Genomic DNA, 20,754 nt, shown 5'->3' with positions numbered 1-20,754 from the left:
GGTAATGGCTATCACTGCTGGCGCATGCGCGGCGCCGGGGCCGCGGAGGTTATCGGCATCGATCCCTCGCCGCTGTTTGTCATCCAGTTTGCCGCGCTGCAGCGCTACATACAGGACCCTGCAGTGAGCGTTCTTCCTATGGGCATAGAGAAATTGCCACCCAAGCTGCACGCCTTTGACACGGCTTTCTCCATGGGCGTGCTCTACCATCGGCGCTCGCCCATGGAACATCTGACCACGCTGCGCGACAGTCTGCGCCGTGGCGGGCAACTGGTACTGGAAACGCTGGTTATCGAAGGCGACGAGCGCCAGTGCCTGGTGCCCCAGGGCCGCTACGCCCGCATGGGTAACGTCTGGTTTATTCCCAGCTCGGCAATGCTCGTGCTCTGGCTCGCAAAACTCGGGTGGAAAAACCCTCGAGTAGTGGACGAGTCGGTCACCACCACGGAGGAGCAACGCCCCACTGACTGGATGAGCTTTCAATCCCTGGAGCATTTTCTCGATCCCGAGGACTCGTCGCTCACTCTTGAGGGCTACCCGGCTCCGCGGCGGGCTATCGTAATAGCGGAAGCTCCTTAACATGGCAGCTTAGGGAACACTCCGGGCACAACACCGTTAGCTCGGAACAAACATAGACGACCCGGCACACCACAGGAACACTCCCCGAAAAAGCGGTGGGGGATCGGCTCGCTTATCCTGTGCTGTGCCGGGCCTCTTATGCTGCGGGCGAAGTGGCTCAGTCAACACCCCAAACGTGAAGACGTCTCGACACGATCAATGCAAGGGCTTATCCCGGCGATGATCCTCAAACACTGTTTCAAACACATCCCGGAAGGTCCGCGCAAAATGCACGTTGATACCTTCTCTGAGGTAATCGGGAAGCTCCTCAAAGTCCCGGCGATTGGCGTGGGGCAGGATCAGCTCCATAATTTTGGCCCGCCGCGCCGCAATGACTTTCTCGCGTATACCGCCGACGGGGAGCACCTGCCCCGTGAGGGTGAGCTCACCGGTCATTGCCAGTGGGCGGCGAATACGCTCCTTCCGCGCCAGGGACACCAAAGCCGTGGCGATGGTGATCCCCGCGCTAGGACCATCTTTGGGGGTTGCCCCCTCCGGCACGTGGAGATGCACCATGCTGGTATCGAAAAAGTCCGGATCGCAGCGGTAGTCCTTAAGATGCGACACGATAAAGCTGTAAGCGATGTCGGCGGACTCCCGCATGACGTCACCCAGACGACCGGTGAGCTTGAAACCCCGATTGAGGGTGTGTACCCGTGACGATTCCACCGGCAGAGTGGCGCCGCCCATGGCCGTCCAGGCCAGCCCCGTCGCCACACCAATACCCCGCTGGGGCTTCTCCCGCTGGAACAGCGGTTTGCCCAGCAGGTCCTCGATATCCCGCTTGCCGATACGCCGTTTTTCAGCGATGGATTTGGCAGCCTTGGCGGTCTTTCTTCGCCCTTTGCCACGATCCTTCACGAACTCGACGATCGCCTTTCGCATGATGCGCGACAGCTGCTTTTCCAGATTACGGACGCCGGCCTCACGACAATAAGACTCAATGACGTACTTCAGCGCTGGATCGTTTATCTTGAGCTGGTCGATCTCCAGTCCGTGGCGCTCAAGCTGCTTGGGCCAAAGGTGGTTGCGGGCAATGGCGAGTTTTTCTTCTGCCACGTAACCTGCCAGTCGCAGAGTTTCCATCCGATCCAGGAGAGGCCCGGGAATCGTGTCCAGCTGGTTAGCCGTGCAGATAAACAGCACCTGGGACAGGTCGACGCGCAGGTCGAGGTAGTGATCAAGAAACTCACTGTTCTGTTCAGGATCAAGGACCTCCAGCAGTGCAGAGGCGGGGTCACCCCGAAAGGACGCGCCAATCTTGTCGATCTCATCCAGCATAATCACCGGATTGGCGACTTTGACCTCCTTAAGCGCCTGCACAAACTTCCCCGGCATGGCGCCGATATAGGTGCGGCGATGGCCTTTAATCTCGGCCTCGTCTCGCATACCGCCCAGACTAAAGCGATAAAACTCCCGACCCAGCGCGCTGGCGACGGAGCGGCCTATGCTGGTTTTACCCACGCCGGGAGGCCCCACCAACAGCAAAATGGAGCCTGCGATTTCTCCTTTGAAGGAACCCACCGCAAGAAATTCCAAAATGCGGTCTTTAACGTCGTCCAGGCCATCGTGGTCCGCATCCAGCACCGTCGCCGCATGTTTAAGATCAAGATTATCTTCCGAGGTCAGACCCCAGGGCACCTGCGTCGCCCAGTCGAGATAATTTCGCGTAACGCCGTATTCTGGTGACCCCGGCTCGAGGACCGATAACTTCTGCAGTTCGTCATCAATGCGCTCGCGCACGGCGTCGGGCAGCACCAGCGCCTCCAGGCGCTCTTCAAAACGCTCGGCGTCGGAGGTGCGATCATCCTTGGAGATACCCAGCTCTTTCTGGATCACCTTCATCTGCTCGCGGAGAAAGAACTCGCGCTGCTGGTCGGAAACTTTCTCATTGACCTGCTCGGTGATCTTGCCGCGAAGCTCCGCGACCTCCTTTTCCTTACCCAGCAAACCGAGAACCTTTTGCATGCGGGACTGCAGCGGCAGCGTCTCCAGTATCTCCTGGAGCTGGTCACCCTTGGCCGTCGTCAACGCGGCAGAAAAATCCGCCAGCAGGCTGGGCTGATTCGGATTGAAATTGGCGATGTAGTGGCGCAGCTCTTCGCTGTACATAGGATTCAGGGGCAGCAGTTCCTTGACCGCCTGGAGCACCGCCATGGCGTAGGCTTTGACGTCATCACTTTCCCGATCACCCTGGCTCCGGGGATACTCCACCTGCACGCGATAGGGTGGCTTGTCATTGAGCCAGCGCACGATACGAAAACGCCGCACGCCCTGCGCCAAAAATTGACCTGGATTCTCTGCAACCATAGGCGGACGATGGAGGCGCACTACACAACCGATCTCGGGAAAATGTTTCGGGTCTGGCTCCGAACCGCCGAGCTGGCCAGGATCCACATAGGCGAGACCCACCACCCCATTGGAACTCTCCATCACCTCCTTGATGGTGCCGCCCCACTCCTCGATGTCCATACCCACGGGCTGCACCTGGCCCGGGAAGAAGGGTCGCTGAGGCACGGGTATCAGATACAGGGACTCGGGCAGCACATCGTCGGCTACCGCGGGCGTCGAGGACTTGAGCACGGCCTCGTCGTTAACGATCTCCGCGCTTAAATCCAGACCCGGTGATTCCTGGTCGTCGGTCTTATCGTCTGGCATAAACATTCCTCTGCTTAGACGAAAGAGATGGGGCGCTCAGCGCCGATTTCAACCAAACTTTACAAATACGCGTTGACACCAAGCTTGGCTCGAGCACGGTCGAACGAGCGAATCACCCAGGTCTTTTTCGGGAGTCGAGCGGGTCCAAGCCAAGCCGGACCCAACGGGTGCCTAGTCGTCGCTGCTGCGAGGCTTCACGGGGCTGGATGGCATGGGAAAGGACGTCACGTTGGTATTCTCGCCGGGCTTCACATCGGAGATTTTGGCGATACCCTCTTTGGCTACTTCGTCGATACGAATCACCGAGTGAAGGGGGATGTAGCTGCGCTGAACGCCGTTAAACTCTGTTTTGAGCTTTTCCTCGGCAGGATCCACAAGAATCTGGGAGCGCTCGCCAAAGAGAAGTTCTTCCACCTCGATGAAGCCCCACATGTCGCTCTGGTAAATCTGACGCGCGAATATCTCTACGACCTGGTTGCCGTTCTGGAAAATAACTTTATAGACAGGACTGCTGGACATGGCGTTTCCGTTTACTCACTGTGGCTGCCCGGACGTCCTCCGACGTTCCGGATTGCCGCGTTTTAGCGGGCGCGAGAGTCTACCTAGCCTGCCACCGGAATACCAGTAAATTCACTGGGCAGCGGGGACATCCGGCGCTATACTCCGCGGCCCTTTTAACAAGGCTCATCCCGCGTGTTGCATCGCGAGGAGGTGCCCGCAAGGTCAGGAGCCGTGAGCAAAAAAGTCTTCGTCAAAACCCATGGATGTCAGATGAATGAGTACGATTCCGCGCGCATGCAGGATTTACTCGTGGACAGCCATGGACTGGTACCTACAGACCGTGAGGATGACGCCGATGTCATCCTGCTCAACACCTGCTCCATCCGCGAAAAGGCCCAGGAAAAGGTCTTTCACCAACTGGGCCGCTGGAAGAACCTCAAGCAGAAAAACCCGGAGCTGATCATCGGTGTGGGCGGCTGCGTCGCAAGCCAGGAAGGCGCCGACATCGGCAAGCGCGCACCCTACGTCGATCTGGTGTTCGGTCCCCAGACGCTCCATCGGCTGCCGGAAATGCTCGACGAGCGTCGCGGCAGCGGCAACCTCGTGGTAGATATCACGTTTCCGGAGATCGAAAAGTTTGATCGTCTTCCCGAACCCAGCGTCGACGGGCCCTCGGCCTTTGTGTCAATCATGGAAGGCTGCAGCAAATACTGCAGCTTCTGCGTGGTCCCTTACACGCGGGGTGAAGAGGTATCCCGCCCCCTCGATGACGTCATTGCCGAAATCGCCAGCCTCGCCGGGCGCGGCGTGCGAGAAGTCAACCTTCTTGGACAGAACGTCAACGCCTACCGCGGGGAGAGTCACGAAGGTGACATCGTCGATTTCGCCGAGCTCCTCCACTTTGTAGCCGCTATCCCAGGCATCGACCGCATCCGTTACACCACCTCCCATCCGGTGGAGTTTTCTGAAGCGCTGATTCAGGCCTATGCCGAGATACCCGAACTCGTGGATCATTTGCATCTGCCGGTGCAGGCGGGCTCCGATCGCGTATTGGCCAATATGAAGCGTGGACACACCGTGCTTGAGTACAAGTCGAAGATTCGCAAACTCCGTGCTATCCGCCCGGACATCAGCCTGTCATCGGACTTTATTATCGGCTTTCCTGGAGAAACGGAGGCCGACTTTGCCGCAACCATGAAGCTCATTGACGACATCGGCTTTGATATGTCCTTCAGCTTTATCTACAGCGCTCGACCAGGCACGCCGGCTTCGGACCTCGAAGACGACACCGATGAAGAGACCAAAAAATCCCGGCTGCATATTCTTCAGGCGCGGATTAATCAGCAGGCGCAGGCCATCAGCCGGCACATGGTGGGCACCCGTCAGCGCATCCTGGTCAGCGGCCCGTCTCGAAAGGATCCGGGGCAGTTGCAAGGCCGCACGGAGAACAATCGGGTGGTTAACTTCAGCGCGGATGACCACAGCCTTATCGGCCAGTTTGTGGATGTCACCATTGGCGAAGCCCTCCCCAACTCCCTTCGGGGTGAATTGATACCGGGCACCGCGGGTTGACTGTGGCGGATTCGTGACTATTCTTGCAGTTCCATCGACATGGCTAGCGCCACCAACAACGATTTGACCTCAGAACCTCCCAGTCCGGGCGGGCAGCCTTTCAGGCTGACCCTAGAACCTGATGATGCACGACATCTTGCTGCCCTGTGTGGGCAGTTTGACGCGCACCTGCGCCAAATCGAAGAGCGCCTTCAGGTCACCATCCGCTCCCGCGGCAATCAGTTCACTCTGGAAGGTGACACAGATGCCGTCGCCACCGCGAGTGCGCTCCTGGAGCATCTCTACGCCGAGGTGTGCCAGGGCATTGGCGTAACGCCGGAGTCTCTGCATCTGCAACTGCAGCACGCGGGCACCGAGGGACTGAACACCGGGGACGGCGCCTCCACCTTACAGGTGATCAGAACCCGCAAAGGCTCCATCAAGCCCCGGGGCAGAAACCAGCAGGCCTATGTGCGCAGCATTCATAACTGCGATATTAACTTTGGCGTGGGTCCTGCGGGCACCGGAAAGACCTATCTGGCGGTAGCCTGCGCAGTAGAGGCGCTTCTCGAGGAAAAAGTGCGTCGCATACTTCTGGTGCGCCCGGCAGTAGAAGCGGGAGAGAAGCTCGGTTATCTCCCGGGGGACCTCAGTCAGAAGGTGGACCCCTATCTCCGCCCCCTTTATGACGCACTCTACGAGATGCTCGGATTCGAAACTGTCAGCAAATATATTGAGCGCAGCATTATCGAAGTGGCGCCCCTGGCATTTATGCGCGGGCGCACACTGAACCACTCTTTTATCATTCTCGACGAAGCCCAGAACACCACCCGGGAACAGATGAAAATGTTTCTGACACGTATCGGCTTTGGCTCCACGGCCGTGATTACCGGTGACGCCACACAGATTGATTTACCCCGGGGCACCCAGTCGGGACTCACCCATGCAGCCAACATCCTTGAGGATGTGGCGGGCATCGGGTTCACCTGGTTTGCCAACAGAGACGTGGTTCGTCATCCACTGGTACAGCGCATCGTCGCCGCCTACGAGAGTCATGACGCGAACACCACAAGTCTGGAGAAGAGTAAGCCCTGATGCTCACCCTCGACGTATTTCGTGAGACTGTCGAGAAATCCCCGGATGATGAGACGCTCCTTCGCGCCGCCAAAACTGCATTAGCAGTGGGTTCACCCGAGACCGGCAAGCACTGGGAAGCCGCTCTTCGCATTGTCGATAAACCGGAAATGCAGCAGTTGAACGGGCAGTATCGGGCAAAGGACAAGCCGACCAACGTGCTGTCCTTTTCCGCGGATTTACCCGCTGATGTCACGCTGGATCTTTTAGGGGACATCATCATTTGCGCGCCGATAGTAAGAGAAGAAGCAATGAGCCAGGGCAAGTCCCTCGCCGCGCACTGGGATCACCTGCTGATTCACGGCGTGTTACACCTACTGGGTTTTGACCACGAAATTGACGCTGAGGCGACACACATGGAATCCCTGGAAACCCGGGCGCTGGCTACCCTTGGCTGGCCCTGTCCCTACAACGCCGACCGGGCAACTCAGACATCGCAAAACCAGGCACCGGCAACCCAGCCAGAGGTAGCGCCCGGATGAGCGACGATCGCAACGGCAGCGAAGAAAAATCTTTTTTGAGCCGCATTGCCCAGGCGTTTTCCAGCGAGCCACGCAGCCGCGAGGATCTCAAGGAGATTCTTCAGCTGGCTATGGAGAACGACATCATCGAAGAGGACTCCATGTCGATTATCGATGGTGCCATGCAGGTCAGTGGCATGCAGGCGCGGGACATCATGGTGCCCCGCCCACAGATGGTAGTGATCAAGGCGGAAAGCACCCTTGAAGAGATATTGCCGCACATCTCCGTTAGCAAGCACTCCCGCTACCCGGTGATCGGCGAAAGCCCCGATGACATCCTCGGTATCCTGCTGGTAAAAGACCTGCTTCCACAGATTCTGTCCGATGACCGCGAAAACTTTGACGTGCGCCCGCTGCTGAGGCAGACCGTGGTGGTACCAGAGAGCAAACGTCTTAATGTGCTGTTGCGGGAGTTTCGTGAGAACCGCAATCACATGGCCATCGTGATTGACGAGTACGGCGGCGTCGCCGGCCTGGTCACCATCGAGGATGTTCTGGAAGAAATCGTAGGCGAGATCGAAGACGAGACGGATGAGGAGGAAGATCAGTTTATCCGCCGCATCGCCGATGATGATTTCTTTGTTCGGGCACTCACGCCCATCGAAGATTTCAACGCCTACTTTGAAGTGGCATTCAGCGATGACGAGTTCGACACCATCGGGGGCCTGGTCATGCACGCCTTCGGACATATGCCCACGCGCAATGAAATCACGCATATCGACGGCTTTGAGTTCAAAGTGATCAACGCCGACCAGAGAAAAATCCACAGTTTGCGGTTACGTCCTCCCGGCGCGGAATGAGCAACGCCCTGAACCCGCCCGCGAGCGCTCTGCCCCGCTGGCAGGTTTTACTTCTGGCGCCCTCCGGGGGCGCCCTGGTCACCCTGTCTCTCGCGCCATTTAATCTCTGGCCCCTGGCGATTTTGGGCTGCGCCATCTACGCCTACCTCCTCGCAAGCTGTACAGCGGCACAGGCCTTCCGACGCGGCTGGCTGTTCGGCATTGGTCTGTTCGGCTCTGGCGCCTCCTGGGTCTATGTCAGCATTCACGTTTATGGCAACGCCGGATTCGCCCTAGCGACGTTTCTAACCCTGGTGTTCTGCGCGGGCCTGGGACTGCTCCATGCACTGCAGGCCTGGCTGTATACCCGCATCGTCAGGCCTCTACCCGGCGGCATGCTTCTGGGCTTTGCCGCTTTCTGGGTGCTCGGGGAGTGGCTGCGCAGCTGGCTGCTCACGGGATTCCCCTGGCTGTATCTCGGCTACGCCCACGTGGACACCTGGCTGTCGGGTTGGGCGCCGATCACCGGGGTTTACGGTCTCTCCTTCGCGGTGGCGTTTACCGCGAGCTGCGTATTCCTCACCTGGCGCAGCCCCCAGCCTGCGACGGTACTCAGCTATAGTGGATTACTCGCCACGCTGTGGGGGGGCGGATTGATGCTCAAACCCATTGAGTGGGTAGTCCCCGCCAGCGAACAACCGCTGAGTGTCGCCATCTACCAACCCAACGTTCCCCAGGAACAAAAATGGGATCGACGCCGCTACCAGAACATTCTCGCTCAGTACGAGCGAGCAGTGCGGCCCATGTTTGATCAGGACCTGGTGCTGTGGCCGGAGTCGGCCATCCCCCGAGTGGCCGATCGTGCGGGGGACTTTCTCGACCCCATCGCACGCCGGGCGAGCCTCAGCGACACAACGCTCATTACCGGCATACCCACACGGGATGCGCAGAACCGCTACTTCAACAGCATCATTGCCCTGGGTCAGGGTAGAGGCCAGTACGATAAACAACGCCTCGTGCCCTTTGGGGAATATGTTCCCCTGGAGGATCAACTTCGGGGACTCATCGACTTCTTTGACCTGCCCATGTCGAATTTCAGCCGCGGCGACCGCAAGCAGGGACCGCTGGAAGCGGGCAATCATCGGGTGGCGCCCCTCATTTGCTACGAGATCGTCTATCCCGAGTTGGTTGCCAAAAGCGCCCAGCGGGCGGAGCTGTTGATCACCATCAGCAACGACAGCTGGTTCGGCGCCTCCATCGGCCCTCTGCAGCACCTGCAGATGGCGCGGATGCGGGCTTTGGAAAATGGTCGCTATCTGCTGCGCGGCACCAACAACGGGGTGTCCGCGATCATTGATCATCGCGGCAAGATCATTGCCCGCACGGAGCAATTTGTAGAAAGCACCCTGCTGGGCAACGCCCAGGTCATGCTGGGCAATACGCCTTTTACCAGCTTTGGATCCATGCCGTTGCTCATCGCCCTGGGATTACTCCTTAGCAGCATGGGACTGATGTATCGCACCCTCTGGCGCGACGTCGATAACGGGGACTGAGGCTTCGCCGGAAAACGGGTTTGCTGCTACCATGCGCGCTCGAAAAAACGCACCCAGCAGAGCCCATGGAACACTACTACGACCCCCAAAATATCGAACGCGACGCGCAGACGTTCTGGACCGAAAACCGCAGCTTTGCAGCGCGGGATACCCTTGAGGGCGACAAGTTCTACTGCCTCTCCATGTTCCCCTACCCCAGCGGCAAGCTGCATATGGGGCATGTCCGCAACTACTCCATCTCCGATGCCATTGCGCGCTATCAGCGCATGCTGGGCAAGAACGTGCTCCATCCCATGGGCTGGGACGCCTTTGGCCTCCCCGCAGAAAACGCTGCCATCGCCAACAAGACCGCGCCGGCAAAGTGGACCTACAGCAACATCGGCCACATGCGCGAACAGCTCAAAGCGCTGGGCTTCAGCTTTGACTGGGATCGGGAGCTAGCCACCTGCACACCCGAGTACTACCGCTGGGAGCAATGGTTCTTCACGCGTCTGTACGAGAAAGGCCTCGTTTACAAAAAAATGGCGACGGTGAACTGGGACCCTGTGGATCAGACCGTGCTTGCCAACGAGCAGGTGATTGACGGCCGGGGCTGGCGCTCCGGTGCGCTCATTGAGCGCCGGGAGATTCCCCAGTGGTTTATCCGGATCACCGCCTACGCAGAAGAGCTGCTCAAGGACCTCGACAAGCTCGAGGGCTGGCCCGAGCCCGTGCGGATCATGCAGCGCAACTGGATCGGCAAAAGCCGGGGGGTCGAGCTCGCCTTTGGCCTCAAGGAGGCTATCGCCGACCAGGCGCGCATCGAGGTGTACACCACCCGCCCGGATACGCTCTTCGGTGTCACCTATGTGAGCCTCGCTGCAGAGCATCCCATCAGTCTTGCCCTGGCTGCGAATAATCCAGCGCTTGAGCAGTTTATCGGAGAGTGTAAAAAGGTCTCGGTTGCCGAAGCCGATATGGCCCAGGCAGAAAAGCTCGGTATGGATACCGGGCTTCGCGCCGTGCATCCACTGACGGGCGAAGAAGTCCCGGTGTGGGTCGCCAACTATGTGCTCATGGATTACGGCTCCGGTGCGGTCATGGCGGTCCCCGCCCACGACGAGCGTGACTACGAATTTGCCAGCAAGTACGAACTGCCCATCAAAACCGTGATTTGCGATGAGCAGGGCGAGGCCGCGGACGTCAGCGAAGCTGCCTACACGGACAAAGGCGCGCTTACCGCCTCCGGTGACTTTGACGGACTGGGATTCGAAGACGCCTTTGATCGCATCGCCGCACGCCTTGAAGAGCTGGATGCAGGCAAGGTCACCACGCAGTATCGCCTGCGCGATTGGGGCGTTTCGCGACAGCGTTACTGGGGCACGCCCATCCCCATGCTCAATCTTCCCGACGGCGGTGAGATCCCTATCCCGGCAGATCGACTGCCTTCACTGCTCCCCGAAGACGTGGTCATGGATGGGGTGGCATCCCCGATCAAAGCCGACCCCGAGTGGCGCAAGTTTGATCTTGACGGTCAGGCCTGCGAACGGGAGACGGACACCTTTGACACCTTTGTGCAGTCCTCCTGGTATTACGCGCGCTTTACCTGTCCGGAATTTGCCGACGGCATGCTGGACAAGGAAAGCGCCGACTACTGGTTGCCGGTAGATCAATATGTAGGCGGCATTGAGCACGCAATTCTCCACCTCCTCTACGCGCGCTTTTTTCACAAGCTCATGCGCGATGAGGGACTGCTGAGTTCTGACGAGCCCTTCACCCGTCTGCTGACTCAGGGCATGGTGCTCAAAGACGGCGCCAAAATGTCCAAGTCCAAGGGCAATACCGTGGACCCCCAGTCACTCATTGACAGCCACGGCGCCGATACCGTGCGCCTGTTCAGTCTGTTTGCCGCGCCGCCGGATCAATCCCTGGAATGGTCGGAAGATGGCGTTGAGGGCGCGCACCGTTTTGTAAAGCGCCTGTGGCGGCTGGTGCATGAACACACGGATCAGGGCCCTGCCCCCGCATTGGATACGGGTGCACTGAACGACGCGGAGCGTGATGCCCGGCGCAAGATTCACGAAACCATTGCTAAAGTCAGCGACGACATGGGCAGACGTCAAACCTTCAACACTGCTATCGCTGCTGTCATGGAGTTATGTAACGAACTCGGCCGCCTATCCGGCCCTGGCGCTCAATCCCGCGCGGTGATGCAGGAAGGGCTGGATGCCGTGGTGCGCATGTTGGTACCTATCGTCCCTCACATCTGCCATCACCTGTGGGGAATGCTGGGCGGTAAAGGCGACGTCACCTATGCGAACTGGCCCACGGTGGACGAATCCGCGCTGGTGCGTGACACGCTGGAGATCGTGGTACAGGTGAACGGCAAGGTGCGGGCCCGCATGGATGTTGCGGCGGATGCCGACAAAGCCGCCCTGGAAGCGGCGGCGCTTACGGCCGAGAACGCGCAGCGCTTTATCGAGGGCAAAACCATCCGCAAGGTGATCGTCGTGCCGGGCAAGCTTGTGAATATTGTGGTGGGGTAGACTAGGCCCCATGCCCAAGCATTCGTTTACCTGCTTTTTCAGGAGCTCACTACTCAGGAGCCACCTGCCCACGAACCGCGCTTCCCGGCGCCGGCTCAGGGGATCCTCGATCGTGTTGGCGCTATGCCTGCTGATAACCGCCTGTGGTTTTCAGCTGCGGGGCACCGGTGGCGCCTCAGCACTGCCATCAGGCTGGAGCCGTATGTATTTGGCTTCCAACGATCCGAACGGAGAGCTCACCCGGATTGTTGAATCCACCTTCAGTGCCAGTGGCATCATCTGGGTGCCCCGGGCGGAGGCACAACATATCCTGCGCCTGGGTCCTGAAACATTCAGTCAGCGCAATCTGTCGGTAAACGCCCAGGCCCGCGCGGCCGAATTTGACCTGCAAATGAGCGCGGACTTCATCGTTTTTAACAGTAAGCGCGAAAAGGTCATGGATCGCACCACCGCCTCGGTCAACAAGCAGATGGAAAACGATCCCCAGAACGTTGTGGGCAAGGCCGAGGAAGTGCGGGTGCTGCAGGGTGAGCTGCGCCGTGAACTGGCCACGCAAATCCTGCGCAGAATCAGTTTTGTCGCGGCTAACGCCGAATAACGGCAGCCCATGCGAATCTATCCCGAAAAGCTTGCCCAGGATCTGGACCGCACGCTCCATCGTGTCTACCTCATTAGCGGCGACGAAACGCTGCTGGTGCAGGAGTGCGCCGACCAGGTTCGAGCAGCGGCGCGCCGGGCAGGCTGCCACGAACGTCATGTCGTCGACGCAAGCGATCGCAGCTTTAACTGGCAGGATCTCACGCAGGATGCCAGCAGCATGTCGTTGTTTGCGGAACAGCGTCTCATCGAAGTGCGCATTCCCAACGGCAAGCCGGGCACCGAGGGCAGCAAAGCCCTGCAGGAATACCTGGATCAGGCGCCGGAGAACGACACACTGTTAATTGTCGCAGGGAAGATCGACAGGGCCAGCACCAACAGTAAGTGGTACAAGGCCATAGATCAGGCGGGCGCGACCATACAGCTCTGGCCCGTCAATGCCGATGAACTTCCCCGCTGGCTGGAAAGGCGTGCGCGAAGTATCAATTTGTCCATTGACCGCGACGGCCTGACCCTCCTCGCCGAAAGAGTCGAAGGCAATCTGCTGGCGGCCGTGCAGGAACTGGAGAAACTCCGCCTACTGGCGGGCGACAGCACGGTAACGACCAAACAGGTTGCCTATGCGGTGGCCAACAGTGCCCGTTTTGACAGCTTTGCGCTGATTGACGTGGCGCTGGCGGGACGCGCCGAAGACAGCCTGCGCATGCTTCACGGCCTCCGATCGGAGGGCATCCAGCCACCGGCGCTGCTGTGGGGAGTGGTGCGGGAATTGCGTCTTCTGCGGGGGCTTTTGCAAGCCTTAGAGGCAGGACGACAACCCATGCAGGCGCTCAACGAGGCACGGGTCTGGAAAAGCCGCCAGGCAGTGGTTCAGGCCGCTATGCAGAGACACTCAGTGGAAAGCTGTGAAGAACTCCTTTCCCTGGCCGCCCACGTTGACGGCTGTATCAAGGGCTACGCCCAGGGTGACCCATGGGAGCAAACCGAGTGGCTGGTGACCGGTATTGCCCTTGACGGAAAGCCCACCCTGTCCCGGTCGGCCTAGTTTGGGTACGCCACCCTCGAAAACCTGTTTTGTGAACATGTCTCAATAGACGACAGGTCAAAAGTATTTACTTGCGGAATGTTCGAATCCAGACTACTGTTTTTATATACAGTACTTTTGGAGAGCGGCGATGCATCAGGATCCGGGCAATACTTTACAAGGCAAGCTTCATAACCCCCACAACGCCCATAAAAGCGTTCATCACCTGGCGGCAGGACTGGCAGAGGGACTGGCAGCAAAAGAGATTCCCGAAAGCCTGCACAGCGTCATCAACCGGCGCGATACCTGGCTCGGTTATAGTGATCTTGCCCGTACGCCACTTGTTGAAAGTCCTCAAAGCAAACGACACAGTGATGGCGCGGCAAACAGTGACCTCCATCACCATCAACGCATCCCTACCGGATTTGGCGCACTGGATGCCCGCCTGTGCGAGCAGGGCTGGCCCCTGGGCACCTGCATCGAAGTCATGAGTGACGCCTCGGGCATGGGCGCCATGGGTTTGTTCCTGCCGGCCATGGAAGATCTCAGCCAGCAGGAGCGCTGGCAGGCGTTTATCGCCCCCCCCTACACGCCCTATGCTCCCCTGCTCGCAGCCCGGGGGGTTGATACCCAGAAAATCCTCCTCATACACCCCAGGGAACGCGAAGAACTACTGTGGAGCACCGAGCAGGCCCTCCGCAGTGGCACCTGCAGCGTGGTGTTCAGCTGGTTGGGAAATGGCGAGTACCGTTACGCAGAGCTGCGAAGGCTGCAATTGGCTGCGGCGCGAGGCAATACGCTAGCCGTGTTGTTCCGCTCTCAGGACGCCGCACACCAGCACGCTCCGGCTGCCCTGCGCTTACAGATGAATGCGTACCGGCAGGTGCATATCCTCAAGCAGCGCAGCGGCATACAGGGTATCGATGTCTATTTACCACCGGAGGATGATGTGCCCCACCAGCCTCAGCTTTGGGAGCTGCCCAAGGACGAGATTGCACCGGCGAGTCGCGCCGCCTCTTAGAGCCAAACCGGAATCCAAGCCAAAACCTGCAACAATGGGGTAATGGCCGCGGAACCGTGTTACCTGTTTCCTGTCATGAGTGCTCTGCCATAAAATGCAGGCACTTTATCGAACACGTCCATCAAGACAGGAATGATTCTCATGCAAGATTTCCCCCATCACTATCAGGCCAGCGGCCGCGCCACAACTGACAGCCCCGTGGTAATCACCGCCGCTAATGTTTCAGAAATCGTAACGGCGCCACCGGCGGAATTCGGCGGCCCCGGAGACAAGTGGTCCCCCGAGTCATTGCTCGTTGCGGCGGTAGCGGATTGCTTCATTCTGTCCTTCCGGGCTATCGCCCGCGCCTCAAAACTGGATTGGAACGAGCTGCAATGCCACGCATCCGGCACTCTGGATCGCGTAGAGCGGGTTACTCGATTCACCGGCATCAAGGTAGAAGCCTCCCTGAATATTCCCGCCGGTGCCGATGCCGAAAAAGCCGAGAAACTCCTGCACAAAGCTGAACAAAGCTGCCTGATCACGAACTCGCTCATCGCCGACAGCACTCTCAGCACGACGGTCACGGTGGACGACTGACGCCTCCCCATGGATCTGTGGCTCACAGAGTACGGCGTCACCATTGGAGTCGGCGGTCTGATTCTATTTATGGTGTTTATCATCTGGGATCTTGCCAAGCGCAGTAACGCCGGCGTCTTTGGCACCATGATTCTCTATCTTGCCCTCGCCCTGGGTGTTCTGGGTTTCGTGATCAAGATCGCCATCAGCTATCTTTTAGAGCGCGGCATGAACTAAGAGCAGGTCTTTTCGACCGCCAGCTATCGCCATAAACCAGAAAGTCGAGTACTGTATAAATATACAGTGCTCGGGCTTTTCTCATGCAACTCTGGCTATGTCTGCGCCTCAGTGAACTGGCGGTTCAATGCCTCCCTCAGCGGCGGCCTCAAGCGCTCGCTGTCGTGGAGAAGCAGCGCATCCATGCCGTCAACGCAACGGCCAGCCTGCTGGGCCTGGAGCCCGGCATGGATCCGGCCGCTGCTCGCAGCCTGGCAGGAGACAGCCCGCTGCAGCTCTTGCCCCGGGAACCCGAGGCCGAAGCCCAGGCGCTGGAGAATCTCTGCTGCTGGGCCTATGGCATTACCCCACACCTGTATCCCTTTCGGGGCGACTGCCTGATGCTCGAAATTGGCGGCTCCCTGAAACTCTTTGGCGGCAGCGATGCCATTATTCGTCATGCCCGCCAGGGACTGGCGGGGCGCGGTTACAGTGCAGATATAGCCCTGGGTACAACGCCTCTCGCCGCCTGGGCGTTTTCTTACACCGCAAGCGGCGATAGCGCTACGACGGATTACTCCCAGAGAGACAAGCTTCATAAGCTTCCCCTGCGCATACTGGAACCCCTGCACGAACAGTTTATTGTCTTGCAGCGCAGCGGCTTTAAAACGCTGGGGGAGGTTCTCGCACTCCCCAGCGCCTCCCTGAACCGACGCTGCGGAGCACAGTTCCGGAAGCTTCTTCAGCACCTAAGCGGCGAAGTGGTCGCGCCGCCGGTGCATTTCGAGCCCCCCAGCTGCTTTGTGGACAGTTACCCGCTGGGTTATCCCGTGCGCAACCAGGACGAACTGGGCCCGGCGCTGGAGCAATTGCTGGCATCACTGGATGATTATCTCCGCCAGCGACAATTACAGACCCGGCAGCTTGTCTGGCATTTTTCCGGCGTTAACGATTACCGGGAAGTACTGGACGTACGTACCAGCGAGGCGCGCACACCGCGACAGGACTGGTATCGTCTGACCCGGCTTCGCCTGGAGCGGCAGCCTTTTACCGAAGAGGTCGAACTGGTGCAGCTGCGCGCTGAGCAGCTGGAATCCGCGCACCCGGCCAGCGGTGACCTGTTCCGCCAGGCCAGCCAATCAGATTCAACCAGCGAGCTGGTAGACCTGCTCAGTAACCGCCTGGGAACCCAGGCAGTCAACAGCCTCCACCACCGGGATGCCCACCTGCCAGAGCACACTACAGCGGTGGCAACCACGGGCACAGCCAACCCACTCCCTCCGGCGGATACGGCGCAGCGACCCTTCTGGCTATTGCCAAAGCCGGAAGCACTCCGCCATGAGGCCGGCGAACTGCTGTTCTGGGGCGGCCGTCTGGAGCTGATTTATGGACCGGAACGCATTGAGGACGGCTGGTGGGAGCGCAGTACCAGCCGGGATTATTTTGTGGCGCGCAACACCCAGGGACAGCGGTTCTGGGTGTTCCATGAGCGTCGGGAGCAACGGTGGTTTATGCAGGGGTTTTTCGCGTAAGCGGCAAATAGTTCGACCGAATATGACAATATTATTACAATTTTATGAAAAATATAGCTTTTCCCTGTGAATTCGGCGTATTATGGATTCCTGCTTAGCACAGCTTTATGTCATTTTTGTGACAATTTGCATCAGATCGTCATGATCAGGCCGTTATAAGTAAGTCCTTGTAAACAGGTCCTTGTAAATGCAACTGCAGGCATAAATTTTAACCCCGGGTACCGACAGGAACGGAAGGAATCGAGAAACTTGCAGGACCCACATCGCCGTGAGGCGAAGGAGACACAAATGAACAACACAAAGAAATCAAATAACCGTCTGCTTAAAAGCAGCCTGCTCATCGCAGCAAGCGCTATGGGCTTATCCTTACTTCCCATGTACGCCAGCGCCGAAATAACTCAGGAATGCATTCTTGAGGGCACCGTGGACATGCGTAAAGCTAAAGAACTCGGACAGCCCGTTTACGTGAAGTTCCGTAACGCGCGTCGCGGTGAAGAGGCTGGATGCAGTCTTAACCGCCGCGCAAAAAGCCGACGGGTACAATTCATCAGTAGCCCGGATACCACGGACGTCGAGACTGCAGCTCACGGCAGCAAAGTTCGCTACCGTTACATCGAGCGCGACAACCAGGCGGGCAAATGGGAACTGCTGGACGTCAGCGGAACCTAAGCACCGCTTACTACACAGCAAACTGGCAACAGCAACCTAGCAACTCATCCAGAGGTCCGGCCGACACGCCGGACCTCTTCTGGGCTATCCGCCAAGCTCATAAATAAAGCAGTCTAGCCAGCTAGCGCTCAGGCCTTACCTGCCCATCGCAGGCCCCTCATCCGCCTCCACAGGCGAGTGCTCTACCCAGATCAGCTCCTGAGTATCAAAACCCAGCGCAGAAGCCCTCTCCACAAATTGTGACTGCAGGGCATCGGATACCGTCGGCGTTCGCGCGAGCAACCACAGATAATCGCGATTAAAGCCCGATACAAAGGCATAGTCGTAACTCTCGCGCTCAAGTTCAAACACGACGTAAGAGGCATAAAACGGTCCGAAAAAAGAAACTTTCAAATGCGCTTCATCCTGGGGACCTACAAAACTGGCCTTACCTTCTATATCGCTCCACTCCTGATCTTCGATGTCATAACCGCGATTAAACACCCGTACCGAGCCGTCCTCCCGCCAGGCGTACTCGGCGGTAACATTCCTTAAACCCCGTTCAAAGCTGTGGTCCAGGCGCGCAATTTCATACCAGCGCCCAAGATAACGCTCGGCTTCAAAATCCTGCACCGCCACCACGCCATCGGGCGTACCCAGACATGCCGTCAGCGATGACAGCAAGACACCCGCCAGAACCCATCGAGCGATGCGTCCCAAGCCCGCCGTTCGTTTTCTCAATTTCATAAATTTCCTTTTTAGGGCCGTCACGACCTCTTCCCCGCGGCCAATAAAAAAAACAGCACAAGCACTGTCAGTGGAGACATCTATCTAATCCTGAATCTACAGCCAGCGCCGGACACTACGACGATAACGCGCAAAATCATCTCCGAACCTCTGCGCCATCAAACGCTCCTCCGGTACGATCTGAAACCGCGTCATGCACACCGCGAACACAATCGCGATAAACAGCGACAAGCCACTACCCAGATACAAACCCCAGGCGATAAGCACCAGCAACATACCGAGATACAAATGCAAAAGCGGCAACGCTGTCCACAGGAGCCATAGCACACATCGCTAACCCGGCCCCTGCGAGGAGTATCACCGGAGGCATTATCAGTTCCAGATTCATGGGGAAAGCTTAACGGTTTTTACGGCGCAGCTGACGACTGAATTTACGACAGCCGGCGGCCTGAAACTCTTCTTCATAGCGGGTGCGCGACTTGCGCCACGACGCCATACGCGCATTAGAACCCCCTTTACGTCGCAATCGGGTGTAATGCTCAATCTTTTCACTGAGATATACACAGCGCTGAAGGGCCTTATCGGGGTCCGCGGCAAAAGGTGTTTGCGTCGCCAGGACAAGTGACATGAATAATAGTAGAGGAGGCATGCCCCCATGATCGAGCTTTGTGTATCACTGCGGAACATTCTTCCCGTGCATCAGTGCTCAAAAGCGTCCACCTGCGCGATAAACGGAATCAAAGATTACCACTCAGGTGAAAAAGGCGCCCTCGCAAAGACCTGCCGTTTCACAGCAGGCCGATCCGCGCTTTGCGAGTAGCAGACGCTTTTTCAGCGACTCAACGCAGTGTCACCTTTACGACAAAGGGCATCCATTGGCGGGCGCCGGGCATCAAAGGTGCCGCCTTGCTGGCCAGCCGGGCCGGGCCCCGGGGAAAGGGCGGATAGTCCAGAAGACTAACATCACCGCTCCGTCCTACCCAGCTTTTGAGTTGCGATTTCAGGAGAAACCGATAGACACCCCAGGGCATGATCGGTGTCCGGTAATGGCGCGTCAGGGGCAGCCCTCCCGCCAGGACCGATGCCCGGGACACCCAGTGCGGTATGACATCAAACACCAGGTGACATCGTGGAAACTGCATAGCGATATCTCCCAGCAAATCGCGCACATCCTGCTCCTGAAAATACATAAAAAGGCCCTGGGCTGCGATGCACACCGGACGGTCCCGGGGAATGCGCTTCATCCAGGCTCTGTCGGTGGCTGACAGCGGAATATGCTCGTGGCGGGCATCGGGCTGCATAAAACGCTCGCGTATCGCTATCGCCTCGGGCAGGTCCACGGTGAACCATTCGCAGGGGACCTCGGCCAGGCGATAGCGCTGCGTCTCCAGACCCTCGCCCAAATTGACGACGCTGGCTCCGGGGTACTCTTCAAGAAACGCAGAAACCACGCGATCAAAAAGCTGCGCGCGGAGCGCCGCCATGGGATTGCTGCGACCAAAATTGCGCTCAAAGTCGTAATCAAGCCCCTGATAGATCTCCACGGCTTTATCATCGGAGATAACACCGTCCGCCCGCATGGCTTCCTGCGCCCGACTATGCAGGGTCCAGAGCATTGTTTCCGGCACATCGGTGAGCCCCGGGGCTTGCGGCTGAGTCATCGTTTTTTTGCTCTCTCGTCCCGGGCAAGGTCTTTCATCAGTCTGGGTATGTAACTGTTGCGGTCGGCCACCAGTCGATGGTGGTCCGCAATATCAAAGCGCTTTCCCGTCATGTCTACAAAGTTCTTCAATGCCGCAATGCGCTCGTCGAGCCACGATCCCTTGGTGCGCTTTTTGTGATTATGCTTGAGTATGATCCGGGACCCCGGATGACTGAAGAAAGGCTCCGGCGGCACATGGGGGACCACATCACCGGAATTCACCACGCGATAATGAGGGCCCTGAATTCTTGCGTTGAGTGCGGCGGCGAACTTTTCATCCCCAGGCCGGGGGCTGGCGAAGGTATAGAGCCCATACACATCGATATCGTTTTCAAGGAGCATGCCGGCGTAAAGGGAGCCCAGGGCTCCACCCAGGCTATGACCCGTGATCCACACTTTTCTAGGCCGTGAGGCGTCCCGTCGAAGGATCTCCGTGAGCTTGATCACCGCGGGATACAGGGAATCCTGAAAACCCTCGTGAGCGCCGGTACTGTCGAAAGGACCCGGGTCCTGGGATGCCTGAAAATTCGCAAACCAGTCACTCCCCGAATCGCTACCGCGAAACGCCACGGCAATATGCTGGTCATCGGCCATGAGAAAACACTGGGTATCGATATCGGGCTTTTTCTGACGGGAGACCAGACCCAGAAACTCATAACCCCAGGTGCTCTCCACACAGCGCTTTAGGTCTCTCAGGGGTGCATACGCCAACTGACAAGCCAGGGCCAGCGACAGGGCATTCTGAGGGTCGTAGGCATGGCAGGCCTCTAACGGCCGAAAGTGCTCCGCATACTTCATGCCTGCCTCCGAAAGATCCATGTTCCTGCGATCATTATGCCGCTATGCTGGCAAAAAATAACAAGGAACTC

21 protein-coding genes are annotated in these 20,754 nt (G+C 58.3%); 14 read left to right on the top strand and 7 right to left on the bottom strand.

The genetic code is table 11. From position 1 onward, the window contains the following. Positions 1 to 579, top strand: a 579-nt coding sequence (gene cmoB, locus ACTG3T_RS13405) for a tRNA 5-methoxyuridine(34)/uridine 5-oxyacetic acid(34) synthase CmoB (RefSeq protein ID WP_439102786.1), incomplete at its 5' end; no start/stop codon positions are given. 195 nt (positions 580 to 774) lie between these two features. Here the strand turns inward: cmoB and lon are convergent. Together lon and ACTG3T_RS13395 are read right to left on the bottom strand one after the other, a co-directional pair. After that, positions 775 to 3,276, bottom strand: a complete 2,502-nt coding sequence (lon, locus tag ACTG3T_RS13400; RefSeq protein WP_439102785.1) for an endopeptidase La — start codon at positions 3,274 to 3,276, stop codon at positions 775 to 777. A 171-nt stretch (positions 3,277 to 3,447) separates the two neighbouring features. Continuing rightward, complete coding sequence (locus tag ACTG3T_RS13395; protein WP_439102784.1) at positions 3,448 to 3,795, bottom strand: DUF1820 family protein; 348 nt, start codon at positions 3,793 to 3,795, stop codon at positions 3,448 to 3,450. Between the two features lie 213 nt (positions 3,796 to 4,008). On the opposite strand from ACTG3T_RS13395, the gene miaB reads away from it, so the two are divergent. The 13 genes from miaB (at position 4,009) to ACTG3T_RS13330 (ending at position 17,457) form a co-directional block, all read left to right on the top strand. Then, entirely contained in the window at positions 4,009 to 5,349 is a 1,341-nt protein-coding gene (miaB, locus tag ACTG3T_RS13390; protein ID WP_439102783.1) for a tRNA (N6-isopentenyl adenosine(37)-C2)-methylthiotransferase MiaB, read from the top strand. A gap of 39 nt (positions 5,350 to 5,388) precedes the next feature. Beyond that, positions 5,389 to 6,423 (top strand): PhoH family protein, encoded by a 1,035-nt coding sequence (locus ACTG3T_RS13385; RefSeq protein WP_439102782.1) that lies wholly within the window; start codon positions 5,389 to 5,391, stop codon positions 6,421 to 6,423. Then, a complete protein-coding gene (gene ybeY / locus ACTG3T_RS13380; RefSeq protein WP_439102781.1) occupies positions 6,423 to 6,944 on the top strand; it encodes an rRNA maturation RNase YbeY in 522 nt (173 codons plus the stop codon). Before ACTG3T_RS13385 ends, ybeY begins: the two co-directional genes overlap by 1 nt. After that, entirely contained in the window at positions 6,941 to 7,783 is an 843-nt protein-coding gene (locus tag ACTG3T_RS13375; protein ID WP_439102780.1) for an HlyC/CorC family transporter, read from the top strand. Before ybeY ends, ACTG3T_RS13375 begins: the two co-directional genes overlap by 4 nt. Beyond that, the gene (gene lnt / locus ACTG3T_RS13370) at positions 7,780 to 9,315 is read left to right on the top strand and encodes an apolipoprotein N-acyltransferase (RefSeq protein ID WP_439102779.1); all 1,536 of its coding nucleotides are present in this window, start codon (positions 7,780 to 7,782) and stop codon (positions 9,313 to 9,315) included. Before ACTG3T_RS13375 ends, lnt begins: the two co-directional genes overlap by 4 nt. Positions 9,316 to 9,380: 65 nt before the next feature. After that, positions 9,381 to 11,840 (top strand): leucine--tRNA ligase, encoded by a 2,460-nt coding sequence (leuS, locus tag ACTG3T_RS13365; protein WP_439102778.1) that lies wholly within the window; start codon positions 9,381 to 9,383, stop codon positions 11,838 to 11,840. A gap of 112 nt (positions 11,841 to 11,952) precedes the next feature. After that, the gene (locus tag ACTG3T_RS13360) at positions 11,953 to 12,438 is read left to right on the top strand and encodes an LPS-assembly lipoprotein LptE (RefSeq protein ID WP_439102777.1); all 486 of its coding nucleotides are present in this window, start codon (positions 11,953 to 11,955) and stop codon (positions 12,436 to 12,438) included. A 9-nt stretch (positions 12,439 to 12,447) separates the two neighbouring features. After that, on the top strand, positions 12,448 to 13,482 hold the full coding sequence (holA, locus tag ACTG3T_RS13355) for a DNA polymerase III subunit delta (protein WP_439102776.1): 1,035 nt from the start codon (positions 12,448 to 12,450) through the stop codon (positions 13,480 to 13,482). 130 nt (positions 13,483 to 13,612) lie between these two features. Beyond that, positions 13,613 to 14,482 carry a translesion DNA synthesis-associated protein ImuA gene (gene imuA, locus ACTG3T_RS13350; protein ID WP_439102775.1) on the top strand — a complete coding sequence of 290 codons (870 nt, stop codon included), beginning with the start codon at positions 13,613 to 13,615 and terminating at the stop codon, positions 14,480 to 14,482. A 141-nt stretch (positions 14,483 to 14,623) separates the two neighbouring features. Next, entirely contained in the window at positions 14,624 to 15,061 is a 438-nt protein-coding gene (locus tag ACTG3T_RS13345; protein WP_439102774.1) for an OsmC family protein, read from the top strand. Between the two features lie 9 nt (positions 15,062 to 15,070). Continuing rightward, positions 15,071 to 15,277, top strand: coding sequence for a DUF2788 domain-containing protein (locus ACTG3T_RS13340; RefSeq protein WP_008294084.1), 207 nt, complete (start codon positions 15,071 to 15,073; stop codon positions 15,275 to 15,277). Positions 15,278 to 15,360: 83 nt separating this feature from the next. Then, the gene (locus ACTG3T_RS13335; protein WP_439102773.1) at positions 15,361 to 16,788 is read left to right on the top strand and encodes a Y-family DNA polymerase; all 1,428 of its coding nucleotides are present in this window, start codon (positions 15,361 to 15,363) and stop codon (positions 16,786 to 16,788) included. Between the two features lie 288 nt (positions 16,789 to 17,076). Further along, the gene (locus ACTG3T_RS13330; RefSeq protein WP_439102772.1) at positions 17,077 to 17,457 is read left to right on the top strand and encodes a hypothetical protein; all 381 of its coding nucleotides are present in this window, start codon (positions 17,077 to 17,079) and stop codon (positions 17,455 to 17,457) included. 135 nt (positions 17,458 to 17,592) lie between these two features. Here the strand turns inward: ACTG3T_RS13330 and ACTG3T_RS13325 are convergent, their stop codons facing one another. The 5 genes from ACTG3T_RS13325 to ACTG3T_RS13305 form a co-directional block, all read right to left on the bottom strand. Beyond that, the gene (locus ACTG3T_RS13325) at positions 17,593 to 18,183 is read right to left on the bottom strand and encodes a lipocalin family protein (protein ID WP_439102771.1); all 591 of its coding nucleotides are present in this window, start codon (positions 18,181 to 18,183) and stop codon (positions 17,593 to 17,595) included. Positions 18,184 to 18,279: 96 nt separating this feature from the next. Next, positions 18,280 to 18,510, bottom strand: a complete 231-nt coding sequence (locus tag ACTG3T_RS13320) for a methyltransferase family protein (protein WP_439102770.1) — start codon at positions 18,508 to 18,510, stop codon at positions 18,280 to 18,282. 70 nt (positions 18,511 to 18,580) lie between these two features. Then, positions 18,581 to 18,811 carry a hypothetical protein gene (locus ACTG3T_RS13315; protein WP_439102769.1) on the bottom strand — a complete coding sequence of 77 codons (231 nt, stop codon included), beginning with the start codon at positions 18,809 to 18,811 and terminating at the stop codon, positions 18,581 to 18,583. 211 nt (positions 18,812 to 19,022) lie between these two features. After that, a complete protein-coding gene (locus ACTG3T_RS13310) occupies positions 19,023 to 19,844 on the bottom strand; it encodes a class I SAM-dependent methyltransferase (protein WP_439102768.1) in 822 nt (273 codons plus the stop codon). Further along, positions 19,841 to 20,704, bottom strand: a complete 864-nt coding sequence (locus ACTG3T_RS13305) for a lipase family protein (RefSeq protein ID WP_439102767.1) — start codon at positions 20,702 to 20,704, stop codon at positions 19,841 to 19,843. The genes ACTG3T_RS13310 and ACTG3T_RS13305 overlap by 4 nt, the downstream gene beginning before the upstream one ends. Positions 20,705 to 20,754 lie beyond the last annotated feature (50 nt).

The sequence above is a fragment of the Congregibacter sp. genome, assembly GCF_965660375.1.
Classification (GTDB): domain Bacteria; phylum Pseudomonadota; class Gammaproteobacteria; order Pseudomonadales; family Halieaceae; genus Congregibacter.
Note: the sequence above shows the minus strand (reverse complement) of the source record. Positions and strands in the feature narration are given on the sequence as shown.

Bases quoted from the DNA above. Each gene is read 5' to 3' on its own strand.
- lon (WP_439102785.1), bottom strand. From the start codon at position 3,276: ATGCCAGACGATAAGACCGACGACCAGGAATCACCGGGTCTGGATTTA.
- ACTG3T_RS13325 (WP_439102771.1), bottom strand. From the start codon at position 18,183: ATGAAATTGAGAAAACGAACGGCGGGCTTGGGACGCATCGCTCGATGG.
- ACTG3T_RS13315 (WP_439102769.1), bottom strand. From the start codon at position 18,811: ATGTCACTTGTCCTGGCGACGCAAACACCTTTTGCCGCGGACCCCGAT.
- ACTG3T_RS13305 (WP_439102767.1), bottom strand. From the start codon at position 20,704: ATGGATCTTTCGGAGGCAGGCATGAAGTATGCGGAGCACTTTCGGCCG.
- imuA (WP_439102775.1), top strand. From the start codon at position 13,613: ATGCATCAGGATCCGGGCAATACTTTACAAGGCAAGCTTCATAACCCC.
- ybeY (WP_439102781.1), top strand. From the start codon at position 6,423: ATGCTCACCCTCGACGTATTTCGTGAGACTGTCGAGAAATCCCCGGAT.
- ACTG3T_RS13375 (WP_439102780.1), top strand. From the start codon at position 6,941: ATGAGCGACGATCGCAACGGCAGCGAAGAAAAATCTTTTTTGAGCCGC.
- ACTG3T_RS13345 (WP_439102774.1), top strand. From the start codon at position 14,624: ATGCAAGATTTCCCCCATCACTATCAGGCCAGCGGCCGCGCCACAACT.
- ACTG3T_RS13330 (WP_439102772.1), top strand. From the start codon at position 17,077: ATGAACAACACAAAGAAATCAAATAACCGTCTGCTTAAAAGCAGCCTG.
- ACTG3T_RS13335 (WP_439102773.1), top strand. From the start codon at position 15,361: ATGCAACTCTGGCTATGTCTGCGCCTCAGTGAACTGGCGGTTCAATGC.
- lnt (WP_439102779.1), top strand. From the start codon at position 7,780: ATGAGCAACGCCCTGAACCCGCCCGCGAGCGCTCTGCCCCGCTGGCAG.
- ACTG3T_RS13340 (WP_008294084.1), top strand. From the start codon at position 15,071: ATGGATCTGTGGCTCACAGAGTACGGCGTCACCATTGGAGTCGGCGGT.
- ACTG3T_RS13395 (WP_439102784.1), bottom strand. From the start codon at position 3,795: ATGTCCAGCAGTCCTGTCTATAAAGTTATTTTCCAGAACGGCAACCAG.
- leuS (WP_439102778.1), top strand. From the start codon at position 9,381: ATGGAACACTACTACGACCCCCAAAATATCGAACGCGACGCGCAGACG.
- ACTG3T_RS13310 (WP_439102768.1), bottom strand. From the start codon at position 19,844: ATGACTCAGCCGCAAGCCCCGGGGCTCACCGATGTGCCGGAAACAATG.
- holA (WP_439102776.1), top strand. From the start codon at position 12,448: ATGCGAATCTATCCCGAAAAGCTTGCCCAGGATCTGGACCGCACGCTC.
- ACTG3T_RS13385 (WP_439102782.1), top strand. From the start codon at position 5,389: ATGGCTAGCGCCACCAACAACGATTTGACCTCAGAACCTCCCAGTCCG.